We start from the raw sequence: 17,516 nt of genomic DNA, 5'->3' as shown, positions 1-17,516 counted from the left end.
TCATTCACTGTCAGATAACGAAATTTGGTTAAAATGAAGCGTTAAGTATCCATCTTGATAACTCACTGGCGTCATTAATATTAGCGCAATCAGAATAGCTGCAATCATTGCTGTCACTCCAATATTCCGACGCATTGGCGCGGATTTATTCCAGCGAGTCACATAATCTGATGGCGAAACACCTAATAACATGTGTGGCGCTTTACGGGTGATCACCACTTTGCCATTCTCACTGTCCGCTGACCCAATCAATAAATAACTCTTCCCACTTTCAAGTAAATACTCTTTATAACGACGATTGCCACTCTCATAATCCATATGGGGGGATAATCCGGTATGGACAAAATAATCTGGGTCACAAATCACATTCACAGAGCCAGTATCATCCGTCATGGTGAAATTATGTAGCTGAACACTGCTGTCTCTGAGGGTATAACTTTTTTTACCTTCTTTATCCGTAGAGATAGAGTACTCGTAATAAAAAGCACCATAACAGCTACGATTACCTAACTTACTTTTGACTTCCTTTCCTGAGGTTATTTTCCCTTCTACTTCTACGAGCCCCATCGCAATTGAGCGAATTTTTGAAGTTGCGAGGTTCTTTTGAAACTTTAGAAAGCGTTTTTCGGGGGTATTTTGAATAAAACTGAAAACAAACAATAAGACGAAAGCCACAAAAAAGAGGCGAATATCAATAAAAAAGCCCATGGTTAAACACCCAGCCAATGCAGTGCCAACAAGGGTTTTTAATAATGCAATAAATTTGGAGGAGCCTTCCTTTTGCAAACGTTGATAGCGATCATACGCACTTTCCGTTATTCCAACGACAATACGACTAGCCGCAAAAGCCATCCCTACTGCCACAGCATAGAAAAAGTAGCGTTCATATTCACCAGGTCTCGGCGAGATAGTTTCCCATGCCCCAAATAGCACCGCAGTAAAAAGAATAATGCCCCAGTTTAATTTACGCTTTTTTGAATACTTTCTGTCTAAATAAAAAAGAATGCCGCCTAATACGGCACCTAAAAAATAGTAGATATTCACAGATGATACCTTTAACGGTGATTATGATTTGAATTGAATACCATCATATTTTTTCTCAGCTTCAGTGATTTCCAATAAAGGCAACGCAGTAAAACCAAAAATATTGGCAAAAATACTGTCTGGGAACATTTGGATCGCCGTATTGTATTCCGTTGTTGCATCATTGAAGCCTTCGCGGCGCTGAGCAATTTTATCTTCCACTTCGCTTAGTGCGATTTGTAATTGGGTAAATTGCTCACCCGATATTAGCGTTGGGTAGTTTTCAGCAACCGCGACGAGGCTTTTTAATGCTTTATCCATTTCATTTGATGCAGCAATTTTTTCATTCACATTTTTAGCACTGAAATAATTTTGGCGAGCATCACTCAATGAAGTAAATAGCGCTTTTTCATGCTCCATGGCTTTTTCAACTATCGTGACTAGCTGGGGAATTTGGTCAGCACGCTGTTTTAAAATCACATCAATATTGGCAAATTGATTGCTAACTTGGTTCCGGGTACTCACCAAGCGGTTATAAATAGAAATACCCCATCCCGCTAAAATAAGCAGTAAAACCAGAAGAACAATCATTGTCGTTGCCATTTTTATGCCTTTTAATTAAAAAAATCATTAATGCTAAGATATTTAATTTAAGTTATCGATATAACACTTTTTATTCAATCGGAAAAATAGCAAAGAAAAGGATTAATAGAGATTTATACGCTACACCAAATCGATCATGATCACATTAATGACGCAAACTAATTCAAATTTCACCTTAAAGTGTTAGCTGAAATGTTTTTTCAAAGATTCTTCACTTCTGAAAATAACGAAACTAATTATACTCTTTCGAAAATCATCGCATCCACTATAGTTTGCATTTTTGTCTGGCAAACAAACCTCATAAACAAAAGAGTTCTTAAATAAAAAATAGGATTTGAATCACAATTATCACTTTTTTATTTAGCATCTCTCAAAAATGACGACGTCGTCACATTAAAAACTAAACAATTTATTTATAACAATAGAGCATCACTTTTCTCACACCATTATTATTTTTAGCCGTCAAGCATTACAAAGAGAACGGTTTACTTACAAAAACGACGTTTAATGTTGACGTCAACATTATAGCCAACATCCAGAATGAGGTTATTAGAATATGAGTACCCTACCTGAAAAAATGAAAGCTGTTGTATGTCATGGCCCCCATGATTACCGCTTTGAAGCGATAAAAAGACCAACACCAGGATTTCGTGAAGTGGTCATCAAAGTAGATGGATGCGGTATCTGTGCAGGTGACTGTAAAGCGAATGATGGCGCTCAAATGTTCTGGGGTGAAAACCCATGGATCAAAGCCCCTGTCGTACCAGGACACGAATTTTACGGACGCGTCGCTGAGCTGGGCGAAGGTTCTGGTGAAAAATATGGTCTGAAAGTAGGCGATCGTATTTTAGCGGAACAAATCGTGCCTTGCTGGGAGTGTCGTTTCTGTAAGTCAGGCAAATATTGGATGTGCGAAACCCATGATATTTACGGCTTCCAAAAAGAAGTTGCCGATGGTGGGATGGCGGAATATATGCGTTTTTCTGAGCGTGCCATTATTCACAAAATTCCAGATGAGCTTTCAGAAAAAGATGCGGCGTTAATCGAGCCAATGGCCTGCGCTATCCATACCGTTCGTCGTGGTGATATCGATTTAAATGACGTTGTCGTTATCGCAGGTGCAGGTCCACTGGGTCTGTGCATGATCCAAGTCGCGAAACTCAAAACCCCGAAAAAATTAGTCGTTATCGATGCTATCGATGAACGCCTTGAATTAGCTAAGAAATTTGGTGCTGACGTGGTGATCAACCCACTGAAAGAAGATGCCATCAAACTGGTTAAAGAGATGACCGAAGGTTACGGTTGCGATGTGTACATCGAAGCGACTGGTGCTCCAATCGGCGTGACTCAAGGGTTAGAAATGATCCGTAAACTGGGTCGCTTCGTCGAGTTCAGCGTTTTCGGTAAAGAAACCACCGTAGACTGGTCAATTATCGGTGACCGTAAAGAGTTAGATATCCGAGGTGCTCACTTAGGCCCATACAGCTACGAGGTCGCCATTGACCTATTTAGCCGCGGGTTAGTATGTGCTGACGATATCGTTACCCACTTCTACTCAATCGATGATTGGGAAGAGGCATTTGTTATGGCGAAATCGGCAGACTCTATCAAAGTCGTTATCAAGCCATAATGCTGTTGTAGTGCAATATAGTGAAATGCAATATCAGCATAATTAAAGTAAGTCATTAATAATCATAAATATTAGCAGTACCCTATAACACTAAAGACTCTTTAGGAGAACATCTTATGTTGAGTAAATTTAAAAAGTTAGCTGTTGCAGCAAGCGTTTTAACACTGGGCATGGCTTTTAACGCGACAGCAAAACCTGTTTCTGTCGGAATGTCGTTTCAAGAACTGAATAACGAATATTTCGTGACCATGAAAGAGGCTTTAGAAAGCGCAACAGGTGAAATGGGCGCTCAACTTTATATCGCTGATGCGGCACACGATGTCTCAAAACAAACCAGCGATATCGAAGATATGCTTCAGAAAAAAATCGATATTCTGCTGATTAACCCAGCAGATAGCGTGGGTGCAGAAACAGCTGTATTAGCTGCGAAAAAAGCGGGTGTCGTGGTGATTGCAATCGATGCACAAGCTAACGGTCCAATCGACTCATTCGTGGGTTCTAAAAACTACGAAGCAGGTCTAATGGCGGGTAAACGTTTAGGTGAATCATTAGGTGGTAAAGGCGAAGTGGCTATCCTTGATGGTATCCCTGTCGTGCCAATCCTTGAGCGTGTTCGTGGTTTTGAAGCCGCCATGAAAGAGTATCCAAACATCAAGATTGTGACCAAATTAAACGGTAAACAAGAGCGTGATACTGCGATGAACGTCACTGAAAACATGCTGCAAGCTAACCCTGGCTTGAATGGTATCTTTAGTGTGAACGATGTGGGTTCTTTAGGCGCATTAGCGGCAATCGAATCTGCAGGTCGTGATGTGAAACTGGTGAGTGTTGATGGTTCTCCTGAAGCCGTCGCTGAAATTGCCAAAGGTAATTCACCGTTTATCGCTACTTCCGCACAATTCCCACGTGACCAAGTACGTATTGGTTTAGCCATGGGCTTAGCAAAACACTGGGGAGCTAACGTACCTAAAGAAGTTCCTCTGGATGTTAAGTTAATCGATAAAACCAATGCTAAAGATTTCCATTGGTAATCAGCAATTAACAAAGTAAATAAATAAGTCGAACTCGGTATTGCGCCTACAGATTATTCCCCGGCGCAATACTCTTAATAAAAATGAATGACACTCTGTTTATTGGAAAGCATTTCACTTTCCAACTCGCTTTGTTACCCATTTTTAAGCGGTAAAGAAAATAAGGGAAGCAACATGATGCAATTGTTAGCATTAAAAGATGTCAGTAAAACTTTCCCTGGGGTTAAGGCGCTAGATAATATTAATCTCTCTTTAGAAAAAGGAGAGGTACACGCACTGCTGGGTGAAAATGGTGCGGGTAAATCAACGCTAATGAAAGTGCTGTGTGGAATTCATAAACCAGATAGCGGGAAAATACTTATCGAAGGCGAAGAGTACACCTTCCATAATTATCGTGATGCCATTAAAGCGGGCGTCGGTATTATTTTCCAAGAGTTTTCGTTAATCCCTTATTTAAATGCTTTTGAAAATATCTTTTTAAACCGGGAAATTAAAAATAAATTTGGCTTATTAGATAGAAAGCTGATGCGTGAAAAAGCGCAGATAATCCTATCTGAGTTGGGCGTTAATATTGATATTGATGAACCCATTAGCCATTTAAGTATTGCTGAACAACAATTTGTGGAAATTGCCAAAGCGCTTTCTCTGGATGCCAAAATATTGGTACTAGATGAGCCAACGGCAACATTAACCCCCAAAGAAGCCAATCACCTATTTGATGTGATGCGTGACCTGAAAGCAAAAGGCGTCGGCATGTTCTTTATCTCTCACCACTTGGAAGAGATTTATGAAATTTGCGACACCATTAGCGTATTGCGAGATGGTCAATATATTGGCTCCCGCAAGGTGGATGATACCGACCTTGATGTGATCATCGAAATGATGGTGGGTCGTGAAGTCGAAAATATCTACCCGCCAAAACGTCATTTTGATGGACAAGAGGTCATTCTCGACGCTCAAATTCAGCGGTTTGCTTCTAGCCCAACCAATCGCATTCAATTGAAAAAAGGCGAGATCCTCGGTCTTGCAGGCTTAGTCGGCTCTGGCCGCACTGAAAATATTCTCGCCATGATGGGCGCGGATAAAGCCTACAAGAAAAAAGTGGTTCTAGAGGGGCAAGAAGTCAAAATGAAATCTGCGGCGCAAGCGCTCCAGTTAGGCATTGGACTTTTACCTGAAAGCCGTAAAACCCAAGGTTTGGTTTTGCCATTCTCAGTTAAAGAAAATATTTGGCTAAATAACCACGCTCAAAAACTGTTCTTAATTCAAAATAAAAAAGAACATTTGTTATCTCTTGATTTAATTTCGCAAGTCAAAGTTAAAACACCAGAAGCAGATACAGCGGTTTCAACGCTTAGCGGTGGAAACCAACAAAAAGTGGTGATTGCACGTTGGCTAAATAAACAAGCCAAAATTCTTATTTTCGATGAGCCTACACGGGGTATCGACGTCGGAGCAAAATCAGAAATCTATCAATTAATGCGTTCACTTACCGAAAAAGGGATCTCAATTATTATGATTTCCTCAGAGCTGCCTGAAGTTATTGGCGTGAGCGATCGAGTTTTGGTGTTTCGAGATGGTGAAGTTGCTGCTGAATTAAGTGGGGACGAGATTAACTCAACCCAGATTATGTTACATGCGGCCGGCAATATTATATAGGATCATGACTATGTCTAACCAAAGTACAATTCCACTGGCGAAGAATAAATTTAATTTTGCCAAATTAACCAAGATACCGGCATTTTTACCTCTCGTTGGGTTAATTATTTTATTTGCTTGTATGTCCATTTTTAATGAGCATTTTTTAACGGTAAATAACTTATCTACTATTGCCCGCCAAGTTTCTATTAATGCAATCATTGCTATCGGGATGACATTTGCCATCTTAACCGGAGGGATCGACCTTTCCGTTGGGGCGGTGATGGCGCTATCCGGTACATTGATGGCTGGATTAATGAAATATTATGGTATGGATCCTTCCATTGCCATTGCTCTGGGTCTGTTATCTGGTATCGCGTTTGGATTTATTAATGGGATTTTAACTGCTTACGGTAAAATGCCGCCAATTATCGTGACCTTAGGCGCCATGATTATTGCGAAAGGCTTAGCGCTAATTTACACCGGTGGCTACCCTATTTCTGGCTTACCTCAAGAGTTTGCTTTTTGGGGACGTGAAGAGTTGATGGGAATTCAGGTACCTATCCTATTAATGCTAGGTCTGTATCTGATTTTTTATGTGGTGCTTAATCATATTCCATTCGGCCGCTATATTTATGCCATTGGCGGTAACGAAGAGGCGGCGCGTTTAAGTGGTATCCGCGTTGAGCGCTATAAAATGTTGGTGTACGTCATCAGTGGTTTCACTGCCGCATTTGCCGGACTGATTTTTACCTCTCGCGTTATGAGCGGTCAGCCTAATGCCGGTGTCGGTTTTGAACTTGATGCTATTGCAGCAGTCGTTTTGGGTGGTGCATCTATCGCAGGCGGTCGCGGGATGATCATCGGCACATTGATCGGTGCAATGATTTTAGGTGTACTAAACAATGGCTTGAACCTTCTGGGTATCTCACCGTACGTTCAATATATTGTAAAAGGTCTAATTATCTGGGGCGCAACCTTAATTAGCTCAATGAAGCGTTGATTTTCACGCTGTTACGAAAAACAACAAATAAGGATTTCATGATGAAATCCTTATTTTTTTAATCGTAAGTCACAAGTTTTCCATTGACGAAAATTTGCTTGGAACCCGTTTCTTTAGTGGTACCACCTTCTATCTCTGCAAACAGTAATTCCGCTGTTCGTTTACCTAAATAAACTGAGTCATGGTGAACGCCTGAAATCGATAAATGATAAGTATCAGCATAAGGCGGTAAGTCCACCGAGAAATAACGGCAAGATAATCCGAGTTCAGAAATAATTTTGTACATCCCCGCGGTAATAATTCCGTTTAAGCCCACGATATACATATTGGGTGTATAGAGTTCTTTTATTTTTTCTCTTAAATACTCTTCATCTTTCTTACTAAAAATATAACTACTGTACAGGACATGAATATTTTTACGGTTAGTAAATTGATCATAAATACCCGCTAAGCGTGAAAGACTAATTTCAGAATGCTCAGGCCCTGAGACAATTAAGGTATTTTCGCTGCGTTGCTGATTGAGATATTTACCGGTTAATGCCCCGATTTCAAAGTTCTTCAAAAATAGCCCAGGGTAATCTTTGCCATAAATAGAACGGTCAACAAAAACCAGAGGGACTTTATGCTGATCAATCAGTGATAAATAACTCGGTTGATAGGCTTTATCGTCACGCACAGGCGAAAGTAAAATACCGCTAGCCTTATAGCTGACTAAGGTTTCAATAGCCGTTTGCTCGGCTTTTTCATCGCTATCGGTATCAAAGATCATCACCTGATACCCTTTCTCTTTCGCTAAGCGGGAAACCGTCTGGATTAATACAACATAGAACGGGTTAAAGGTACTGTCCGTAACAACCCCAATAATGCGGCTATTTTTATTCTTTAAATTCCGAGCAAATACATTGGGGACATAATTTAATTCTTGCGCGATAGCGAGTATTTTTTCTCGCGTCTCTTTTTTTACCAATTCTGGGTGATTAAAAGCTCGAGATACCGTAATATCGGTCACATTCGCGCGTTTGGCGATATCAATGATGGTTGTTGAACTATCTTGTTTAGTCATATTTATGCTAGTCAACCTGTAATGATTATTGTATTTGGTAGGGTATAGCGTGTCCTGTTGATGTCGCTGCTGAATAAGAATTGCGATTAATCCATTATACCTGTTTATCATTGAAGATAAATCAGTTTTCTTTCTTATACATCAAACCAATAGCATCTTATGCCTAATATTCTCAATTTGAATCAAGCCAAATATAAAAAATATTTTAAAAGTAAAATAACTGAAAAACCACTAATAAATGAGTAGTGGAAATGAAGTTATTATATTAAAAAACTGGGGATTCCATTATTTTTTATAAAAATAAAAATTGAATATAACAAATAAAATGAAACAAAAACAACCAATAATGCAAATATAGTTTGAACAATATTAACAGGGATATAGCCAATCAAAAAACGCCCAACAACCAGCCCTAAAACGCAGGCTAAAATAAAAGTTGCGCTCACCTCTAATGGATATTCAAAACCATTCAATATATTAATTGAAATACTAATGCTGCCAATGAGGAATATCACCATCAGCGAGGTGGCAATAATGCTTTTAAGGTTTAAATTGGTGAACTTTTTCATTGCAGGCACAATAATAAACCCGCCGCCTACACCTAATAGCCCCGTCAGTAATCCAGCAACTAATCCAATTCCCCCTAATATAGATGCCGTTTTGATATTCCAAATAAATTTTCCTGTTTGCTGGTTTATTTTGCACGGAGCATCATCATCTTTAATTACTTTCTTAAAAACAATACGATATGCAACCACCAGCATCACGAGACTAAATGCTAAAGTCAGCCATTGGGGTGAAACAATTTGTGCTAAATAAACGCCATATTTCGCGGTAGGAATGCTAATTAACGCAATCCAAATAGCCGCTTTATAACGAATATTCTGCTGAATAAGCCCTTGAATAGCACCAACTAATGCCGCCAATGTAATGGCCAATAACCCCACTGGTGCGGCGAGTGCAACGCCCCATCCTTGAGATGTCATCAAGGCAGGAACCGCTAAAATACCACCACCAGCGCCCGTTAATCCTAATAGGCAGCCAATCACCAAACCTTCTAATATCAATGTGAACATAGCAACCTATTTTCTATTTGAGTAATCAGCTGTGAAAGTCGATATCCCCCTGCCATTAAATCCACAAGACGAGAATCATGGAAAAGCGCAATGGAAGGCACGGATTTAATTCCATACTGAGGGGCTATTGTCGGAGATTGAGCGATATCTACTATTCCAAAATGTATACTGCCACCAAAATTTATACGACCGCCAAAGTGCGTACCATTATCAGAAAAGTAATCCGTGAGTTGTAAATAGATAGGCTGCATGCTCTTACATGGCTGGCACCATGATGCACAAAAATAGATTAACGCCCATTGCCCGCTCGGCTGCATCGGGTCAGATAACAGCCGGCTAAAATTATCGCTACTGATGAAGGGAACAGCGGGCATGACGTTTTTTCCTTTTACACTGAGCATCACATCACCGACTGTATCAGCTCAGTTGGAAAAAATCTCCCCTAGCTGTTACTCACGTTGATCTTCAATGCGGCAGCAATTGCCAACGGAGAAAAGGTGATGCTTGCGGCAAATAGTGCGCCGAGGATCGCAAAATATCCGCCAAGAGGCATATTAAAACTGTATGCTTCCATCGTGCCCGTCGCATAAATTAACACCGGAATATACAGCGGTAGCACCAGTAAACTGACCAGTACGCCCCCCTTTTTTAATGATACGGTGAGCGCAGCACCAATCGCACCAATAAAGCTCAATACTGGCGTTCCTAGCAGTAACGTCCCCGCTAGCACCAATAATGTGTCGCCATTAATTGATAACATTACCGCTGCAACAGGAGACAGTAGCACCAGAGGCAGTCCCGTCACTAGCCAGTGGGAAATCACTTTGGCTAAAACTGTGATAAACAGAGGGTGTGGTGCCAGTAATAATTGCTCTAACGAGCCATCCAGATAGTCATCTTTAAATAAACGTTCTAACGAAAGCAACGACGATAAAATGGCGGCAACCCAAAAAATCCCCACAGAGATCCGTGCCAATAATTGCGGTTCAGGGCCAATGCTCAATGGAAAAAGCGTGATGACGATTAAGAAAAACCACAGTGGGTTAACCAATTCGGAGAAGCTACGAAAGGCAATTTTAAGCTCTCTTTTTATTAATAGCCAAAACATCACTCGTACCCACCTGTCAGTTTTAATGTCCCAAAGTGCCCTGTCATCGCTTGGTGCGACGTAAATAAAATCATGCCACCTTGCTCTGCATGTTGATGAAAACACTCAGTTAAACGATTTACCCCCGCCACATCAATAGCCGTGAATGGCTCATCCAAAATCCACAGTGGCGCATCGCTTAACCATAAGCGGGCAAGGTTGACTCGGCGCTGTTGCCCTGCTGAAAGCTGCCCGACAGGAATATCCTCATACCCCATCAAAGAGACTTCTTCTAGCGCAGACCAAATTTTGTCGCCTTCAGGTTCTTGGTGGTGCATTTGGTAATAAAACTTCAGGTTTTCATAGGGGGTTAACAGTGATTTTACAGCCGGTTTATGCCCCAGATACAGCAAGTGGCGAGTAAACTCTTCCTTAAGTTTTTCAATGGAGTGCTGCTGCCATAAAATTTCACCTTCATCCGGCTTTAATAACCCAGCCATCATGCGTAACAGTGTGGTTTTACCTGCCCCGTTAGGTCCTTCTACCTGCAAAATTTGGTTCGGCATAACCGAAAAATCCAGCTGCCGAAATAGCGTTCTATTTTGTCGATGGCAGGTAATTTTATCCGCACTTAACATGGGGCTGAGTTCCTTTTAACATCCGTGAGGTCGCTAGCTTTTTGTAATTTTGTTCAGCAGCATATCACTAATGCTGTCATTAGAAATTGTTTCACCGCAAAGCACTTGCATCAAAACTTCCGAGCCAAGGGACGAGAGTGAAAACAGCATATCCGGGTTCAGCAAACGGATTTTATCCATGTTTGATTCTTGGTTAACCAATACCACGGTTTTTGCTTCGCTTTTACTGCCCGATTGCGCTTTTACACCGAGCAAGGCAAAGGTACTTAACGAGTCACTATCGGTCATGATCAGCACACATTTCGCCTGTTTCACATTGGCTTCTGCCAATAAAGCGGAGTCCGTTGGGTCTCCTGTCACGATATTATCTTTTTCGGGATAGTGGCTGCGGTGACTTTCTTGGCAAATCACGGCGACAGGCAGTTCCCGTTTTTTCAGTGCTTGATAGACGTTAACCGCCATCGGTGTACTACCAATCACCACATAATGATTTTTCATATATGAAAACCTCTTGCGAACAATCTCTTTGGTACCTTTGGCTAATACGCCTACCACATACACTACGGAGGTAGTAAAAATGGTGATCCCTAAGATAATTACAGTCACCGTAAAGACCCTAGCATCCAGGGTGACAGGAACAATATCGCCAAACCCTACAGTCGTCATACACACCAGCGCAAAATAAAATGCCGTGGTGCCATCCTTCACAACGGGTAAGAATTCATCGCCGATATACAGCGTACCGAAAATGGAATAGAGCAATAATGAAATAATACAGGTGAGCGCCACAAACCCCGCGCTACTGATACTGTGTCGAGGGTACAGTTTCCAAAAGAGTGTTAATGCGACAAACAAGCCAAAAGAGAAATAACCTTGTCGCACATGTTCCGTCGCCACTTTTAAGTCAACAAAAGCAATGATTGCCAATAATAAGAGTGCGAAAACCCATGCAATGCGCGCGCCATTGATCATAAATAGCGAAAGAAAGATAAGCGAGATACCCAACAAGAAGCGGGGAATATCCAGCAATTTCATAAACCCTAAGGATTTTAACCACTCGGTAAATCCACTTTGGCGCCAATCGATATAGTCCGTGTAAGCACTTAAGATGGGCTTTAAGATGAGCCCGCCATCAACAATAATCAAAATGGAGAGCAGAATTCTCACGGCTAAAGCGGATTTCAAAAAAGCCACAAAGGCGTTATCTAGCATCGTTTATGCCTCGCATTAAGCATCCCCTATCAATTAAATGCCATCAGTATTTCTAGCTAATAGATTAACAAAGAATAATATCAATTCCATTGCTTATGCAATAAATGAAAAATGTGAAGGAAAGCCTCATTTCTTAATAGGTTAATCATTAAATGAGCGCCAAAAAGAAAAATTTATAAATGATTTAAAAATCATTGATAAACAATGTAATAAATTAGTTCTTATCTGCATCTACAATAAACAATAAAACAATAAACACATTCTTAATATAATTTGAACTTACTCGATAACTATCTATCTAAAAAACGATTTTTCGACTATGTTTTGATTGTTACTTAACGAAACTAATAATTAAGAGCTAAAAATTTATGGTTAATTCGATAAAAGCAGGAAAGTTTAGCTGGATGTCCTTGTTCTGGCTGCTAATATTTTTCTGGTATTTTTCATCTTTATTACAGCTGTATGTGGTTATCACCGGGCAAAGTAATACCATCGGGTTAAGAGATTCTCTACTCTATAGCTCACTCTGGCTCGTTCCCGCACTATTTTTCCCTAGAAAAATCAAACTAGTAGCAGGCTTAATCGGGATTGTTTTATGGCTATCCTCGGTCGTCGCTCTTGCTTATTTCGTGGTGTATGGGCATCAATTATCCCAAAGCGTGATGTTTGTGATGTTCGAAACCAACACCAACGAAGCGGGTGAATTCTTACGCCAATATCTGAGCTTTAAAGTGATTGCGGTGATTTTGGCTTACACCCTCGGCGCTATTTTCCTATGGACACGTTTAAAACCTGTCACGTTGCCAGTACCTGGACGTGTGATTGTGTCCGCGCTCGTTCTGATCGTGCTATTTGGTGTGCCTTACTACAACAAAGCCATCAAACAGCAACGTCCTTTTGAGAACGTCGTTTCCTACGTTAACAGTAAATTAGCGTATGCCGCACCATGGCAGTTTGTAAGTGGTTACTTCCTGTATAAGAACCAGCTGGCAAACATGGAAGAATTAATCCGCGACAACAGCAAAATTCCACCGTTAGAAAACTTTGTTGATGCCAATGGCAATACCCCAAGAACGTTTGTGTTAGTGATTGATGAATCCACCAGCCGCGACAGAATGAGCTTGTATGGCTATTCTCGTCAAACAACGCCAGAGCTTGATCAACTGGAAAAACAGTATCCAAACAATTTGACGGTCTTTAATGATGTGGTCACGCCACGCCCTTATACCATCGAAGCGTTGCAACAGATTTTAACTTTTGCTTCAGAAACTGAGCCTGATCTGTTTAATTCCCGCCCATCGATTATGAATATGATGAAGCAAGCGGGCTTTAAAACATTCTGGATCACCAATCAGCAAACCATGACCGAGCGAAATACGCTGCTAACGGCGTTCTCTCGTCAAACCGATAAGCAATATTATTTGAACAACGATATGGCGCAAAGCTCCCGTATTTATGATGACGTGGTGCTTGACCCATTCAAAGAAGCCTTAGCTGATCCTGCTGAGAAGAAATTTATTGTGGTGCACCTGTTGGGTACCCATATGCGCTATGAGTTCCGTTATCCTGAAGATAAAGCCATCTTCACCGATAGCAATAGCCCAGTGCCAACCAACTTAAAAGGCGACCAAATCAAAGATTACAATGCCTATGATAATGCTCAGCATTACAATGACTATGTGGTTTCTACGCTGATTAAAGATTTCGATTCTTCAAAAGAAAATGGTTTCTTAGTCTTCTTCTCCGATCATGGTGAAGATGTTTACGACACGCCGCCACATGAAATGTTAGGTCGTAGTGAAGGCAAACCAAGCAAAGTGATGTACAACGTTCCATTCTTAGTATGGCAGTCGCCAGAATGGTTACAGACTCATCAATTTGACTTGAAAGATAAAACTGCTCGCCCATACAGCAATATGGATTTTATCTATACATGGTCTGATTTGGCAGGTTTCAAGTACACCGGATTTGAGCCACAAAAAAGTCTGATTAACAATGAGTACCAACCACAACCTCGTTGGATTGGTGACCCAGAAAATAAAGCATCCATGATGCTGTATGACGACTTAAAGAAATAACCCTCAATCAGCGCAAGTGGGTGTTTACTCACTTGCGCTCTCTCCTTCCCACACAAGTACCTTTCCACACATCTTTACAGACGCCACATGGATCTTTTTCCATTTCGTGTGCTACATTTTGATGTGTTTATGTCGGTATTTTAGCCCCAAATGAATTTACCGTTTAATTAGTATTTTTCTAACATGACCTGTTAAGGAATTAATAATGAAACATAAAATCATTTCTTCTCTTGTTGTTGCTGGCGTTTTAACCCTTGTCGCTGGCTGCGATGACTCATCAAAAAAAGACGATGCGGTTCAACAAGTCGAAGAAAAAGCTACCCAGTTAAAAGATGCGACTGAGCAAAAAGCGACTGAGTTATCTGATAGCGCAAAAGCCACCGCGCAAGATGTGAAAAACGATGCTTCAGACAAAGCATCTGAACTCTCAGACAAAGCCAAAGAGTTAGCAGACCAAGGTGAGAAAAAAGCGGATGAGCTGAAACAAGACGCATCTGACTCGGCCGATAAACTCAAAGAACAGTATGACAAAGCATCTAGTGAGTTTTCAGAAAAAGCGCAAGACATGAAAACGGATGCCATTAACAAGGCTGACGAACTCGCCACTGACGCTAAAGACAAAACCGAAGCGTTAAAATCAGAGAATGATGCGAAGAAATAAATCATCGCATTTTCCCCTTTTTTCATTCCAAAGCAGACTGATATTGTCTGCTTTTTTTATGCGCATAAGCGTTAATTCATTTTGCTATTTAGCCCGCTTTAAGGCTATTTTTAGCCACATAATTATCTCTTTTGCTCACTTGGCTACATTTCCATAAATAACACCAAAATACAGTAAGATAAATAAACAATGAATTGATAAATAAAATGAAATTTACACCCTTTGTTTATTTTCATTTTACCGCTTAGGTTGATCATTGATGCCTGCCATGGCAGTATACCCTTTCGTTTTTTGTTCATCACAGGCTTCAAAGGGGGTTACCACTTACCAATTTTTGTTGATAATTCAGCCATAAATCACCGTTATCAACGCTCACAATTTAACCATTTTATTGTTCTTTCTATTTCGTTTCCTATAGGGAAACCCTTTCGCAATAACCTATTGTTTCATTCAGAAGGACAGCTCGCCGCATGCCCCCTTAAGATTGGTATGCAAAAAATAAAATAAAAATCAAAGAAGGTCGTTATGAGTCAAAACGTGACTGAAAACAAAAAAGTACGCACCAAAATCAGCCCCCCTGTGTTTTACAGTTCGGCTATCATTATTCTGCTTATCGTCGGTTTTGCCGCCTTAATGCCTGAAATGGCAGAATCTCATCTAAGTCATCTTCAAAAGAACCTATTTAACAACGCCAGTTGGTTCTACATTCTCGCTGTAGCCATCATTTTGTTGAGTGTGACTTATCTGGGACTCTCGCGTTATGGACAGATAAAATTAGGTCCTGATCATGCACAGCCCAACTTCAGCTATGTCTCGTGGTTTGCCATGTTGTTCTCCGCTGGAATGGGGATCGGCTTGATGTTCTTCGGCGTTGCCGAGCCCGTCATGCACTATCTCAATCCACCAGTAGGGGATCCGCAAACCGTAGAAGCCGCCAAAGAAGCCATGCGCCTGACGTTCTTCCATTGGGGATTACACGCTTGGGCTATCTACGCCATTGTCGCCTTGATTCTGGCCTTTTTCAGCTATCGCCACGGATTGCCACTTACCCTGCGCTCAGCCCTATATCCGATTATTGGTGACCGAATTTATGGTCCTTTAGGTCACGCTGTCGATGTGTTTGCGGTAGTCGGTACCGTATTTGGTGTCGCGACCTCTCTTGGCTTTGGGGTACTGCAAGTTAACGCGGGAATGAACCATCTGTTCGGTTTACCGGTGAATGAAACCGTGCAAGTTGGCTTGATTATCGCCTTCACCGCTCTCGCGACTTTATCCGTCGTCTCTGGATTAGATAAAGGGATCCGTATTTTATCTGAGCTGAACCTCGGTCTCGCCTTCCTGTTGTTACTGTTGATTGTGATCTTAGGTCCGACGGTCTTATTGCTAAAATCCTTTGTTGAAAATACGGGGGGATATCTCTCAGAGATCGTCAGCAAAACGTTTAACTTGTATGCCTACGAACCTAAATCCAGTGATTGGCTAGGGGGTTGGACGCTGCTGTATTGGGGCTGGTGGTTATCATGGTCACCATTTGTTGGGATGTTTATCGCAAGAATTTCTCGCGGTCGTACCATTCGTGAGTTTGTCACTGGCGTTCTGTTTGTTCCTGCGGGCTTTACCCTGATGTGGATGACGTTCTTTGGTAATACCGCCATTGATTTAATCAAAAACCAAGGGGCAACCCGACTGGCAGAAACGGTGCAATCGGATGTGTCACTCGCCCTATTTGAATTTCTAACTTACTTCCCGTTCTCAACAGTATTATCTTTCTTCGCCATGTTGATGGTGGTGGTATTCTTTGTCACCTCCGCAGACTCCGGTGCCATGGTGGTCGATACCCTCGCCTCGGGTGGCGATTCCGATACGCCAGTCTGGCAACGTATTTTCTGGGCTGGATTAATGGGTGTTGTGGCAATCACCATGCTGTTGGCGGGAGGATTGCAGGCGCTGCAAACCTTAACCATCGCTAGTGCCTTGCCATTCGCCGCTGTTCTGCTTGTCTCCATTTATGGATTATTCAAAGCGTTACGAGTGGATGCCTATAAGCGTGATAGCCAACAATTAGCCACTATCGCCCCAACCGCAAGCCGTAACCCGATTCCGTGGCAGCGCCGCTTACGTAATATTGTCTATTTCCCGAAACGCGCTCATGTAAAACGCTTTATGGAAGAGTCCGTGAAGCCATCCATGGAGATGGTTTCTGAGGAGCTCGCCAAGCAAGGCACGGTTTGCCATATCCATACCGATAAAGACGATAGGATCGGATTTGAGGTGGATTTAGGCGAAGATATGAACTTTTTATACGAAGTTCGCCTACGTTACTATATTCAGCCGGCCTTTGCCCTGGCAGGTATGGGAACAGACAGTGATGAAGAGCGCAGTGAAGAGCAAAAATACTATCGCGCAGAAATTCACTTAAAAGAAGGTGGGCAGGATTACGACGTGATGGGCTGGGCGAAAGAGCAGATCATTCATGACATCCTCGACCAGTATGAAAAACATATTCACTTCTTGCACTTGCTCGGCAAGTGATCACTAAAATATGCCAGAAAAACAATACTCTAAATAATTTGAATTGCAGCTAGGCGGTAAGAAAAGCTATCTCGGGGAGCATACACAAGTATGTGACCCGAGTAGCTGAGCGCAACCAACAACGCTGCGGTTCAAAGTATGAAAAAAGTTATACTCTAAATAATTTGAATTGCGGCTAGGCGGTAAGAGAAGCTATCTCGGGGAGCATACACAAGTATGTGACCCGAGTAGCTGAGCGCAA

General features: G+C 41.5%; 15 protein-coding genes. 7 read left to right on the top strand and 8 right to left on the bottom strand.

Annotated elements, in window-relative coordinates:
• Positions 1 to 1,044, bottom strand: a complete 1,044-nt coding sequence (locus tag GKR61_RS14210) for a hypothetical protein (protein WP_036954055.1) — start codon at positions 1,042 to 1,044, stop codon at positions 1 to 3.
• A gap of 21 nt (positions 1,045 to 1,065) precedes the next feature.
• Entirely contained in the window at positions 1,066 to 1,626 is a 561-nt protein-coding gene (locus GKR61_RS14205; RefSeq protein WP_036954053.1) for a LemA family protein, read from the bottom strand.
• A 556-nt stretch (positions 1,627 to 2,182) separates the two neighbouring features.
• Between GKR61_RS14205 and GKR61_RS14200 the strand changes: the two genes are divergently transcribed.
• The 4 genes from GKR61_RS14200 to GKR61_RS14185 all read left to right on the top strand — a co-directional run bounded on the left by GKR61_RS14200 (position 2,183) and on the right by GKR61_RS14185 (position 6,928).
• The gene (locus tag GKR61_RS14200) at positions 2,183 to 3,256 is read left to right on the top strand and encodes a zinc-binding dehydrogenase (RefSeq protein WP_036954051.1); all 1,074 of its coding nucleotides are present in this window, start codon (positions 2,183 to 2,185) and stop codon (positions 3,254 to 3,256) included.
• Between the two features lie 170 nt (positions 3,257 to 3,426).
• Entirely contained in the window at positions 3,427 to 4,287 is an 861-nt protein-coding gene (locus GKR61_RS14195; protein WP_414153954.1) for an ABC transporter substrate-binding protein, read from the top strand.
• A gap of 174 nt (positions 4,288 to 4,461) precedes the next feature.
• Entirely contained in the window at positions 4,462 to 5,946 is a 1,485-nt protein-coding gene (locus tag GKR61_RS14190) for a sugar ABC transporter ATP-binding protein (RefSeq protein WP_036954047.1), read from the top strand.
• Positions 5,947 to 5,956: 10 nt separating this feature from the next.
• Entirely contained in the window at positions 5,957 to 6,928 is a 972-nt protein-coding gene (locus tag GKR61_RS14185; protein ID WP_036954045.1) for an ABC transporter permease, read from the top strand.
• Positions 6,929 to 6,986: 58 nt separating this feature from the next.
• Here the strand turns inward: GKR61_RS14185 and GKR61_RS14180 are convergent, their stop codons facing one another.
• The 6 genes from GKR61_RS14180 to GKR61_RS14155 form a co-directional block, all read right to left on the bottom strand.
• Complete coding sequence (locus GKR61_RS14180; protein WP_036954043.1) at positions 6,987 to 7,991, bottom strand: LacI family DNA-binding transcriptional regulator; 1,005 nt, start codon at positions 7,989 to 7,991, stop codon at positions 6,987 to 6,989.
• A 260-nt stretch (positions 7,992 to 8,251) separates the two neighbouring features.
• Complete coding sequence (locus GKR61_RS14175; protein WP_036954041.1) at positions 8,252 to 9,067, bottom strand: sulfite exporter TauE/SafE family protein; 816 nt, start codon at positions 9,065 to 9,067, stop codon at positions 8,252 to 8,254.
• The gene (locus GKR61_RS14170; protein WP_154639850.1) at positions 9,055 to 9,441 is read right to left on the bottom strand and encodes a thioredoxin family protein; all 387 of its coding nucleotides are present in this window, start codon (positions 9,439 to 9,441) and stop codon (positions 9,055 to 9,057) included. Before GKR61_RS14170 ends, GKR61_RS14175 begins: the two co-directional genes overlap by 13 nt.
• Before the next feature lie 68 nt (positions 9,442 to 9,509).
• Complete coding sequence (ccmB, locus tag GKR61_RS14165; RefSeq protein ID WP_036954037.1) at positions 9,510 to 10,175, bottom strand: heme exporter protein CcmB; 666 nt, start codon at positions 10,173 to 10,175, stop codon at positions 9,510 to 9,512.
• Positions 10,175 to 10,792, bottom strand: coding sequence for a cytochrome c biogenesis heme-transporting ATPase CcmA (gene ccmA, locus GKR61_RS14160; protein WP_036954035.1), 618 nt, complete (start codon positions 10,790 to 10,792; stop codon positions 10,175 to 10,177). Before ccmA ends, ccmB begins: the two co-directional genes overlap by 1 nt.
• Before the next feature lie 33 nt (positions 10,793 to 10,825).
• The gene (locus tag GKR61_RS14155) at positions 10,826 to 12,004 is read right to left on the bottom strand and encodes an ion channel (RefSeq protein WP_036954033.1); all 1,179 of its coding nucleotides are present in this window, start codon (positions 12,002 to 12,004) and stop codon (positions 10,826 to 10,828) included.
• 368 nt (positions 12,005 to 12,372) lie between these two features.
• Between GKR61_RS14155 and cptA the strand changes: the two genes are divergently transcribed.
• The 3 genes from cptA to GKR61_RS14140 all read left to right on the top strand — a co-directional run bounded on the left by cptA (position 12,373) and on the right by GKR61_RS14140 (position 17,275).
• Positions 12,373 to 14,082, top strand: a complete 1,710-nt coding sequence (gene cptA / locus GKR61_RS14150) for a phosphoethanolamine transferase CptA (protein ID WP_154639849.1) — start codon at positions 12,373 to 12,375, stop codon at positions 14,080 to 14,082.
• Positions 14,083 to 14,287: 205 nt separating this feature from the next.
• Positions 14,288 to 14,743 (top strand): hypothetical protein, encoded by a 456-nt coding sequence (locus GKR61_RS14145; RefSeq protein ID WP_036954029.1) that lies wholly within the window; start codon positions 14,288 to 14,290, stop codon positions 14,741 to 14,743.
• 525 nt (positions 14,744 to 15,268) lie between these two features.
• The gene (locus GKR61_RS14140; protein WP_036954027.1) at positions 15,269 to 17,275 is read left to right on the top strand and encodes a BCCT family transporter; all 2,007 of its coding nucleotides are present in this window, start codon (positions 15,269 to 15,271) and stop codon (positions 17,273 to 17,275) included.
• The last annotated feature ends 241 nt before the right edge of the window (positions 17,276 to 17,516 follow it).

It is taken from the genome of Providencia sp. wls1916, assembly GCF_009706585.1.
Classification (GTDB): Bacteria; Pseudomonadota; Gammaproteobacteria; order Enterobacterales; family Enterobacteriaceae; genus Providencia; species Providencia lanzhouensis.
The sequence above is the reverse complement of the archived record's forward strand: the minus strand, read 5'-3'. Positions and strand labels throughout refer to the sequence as shown.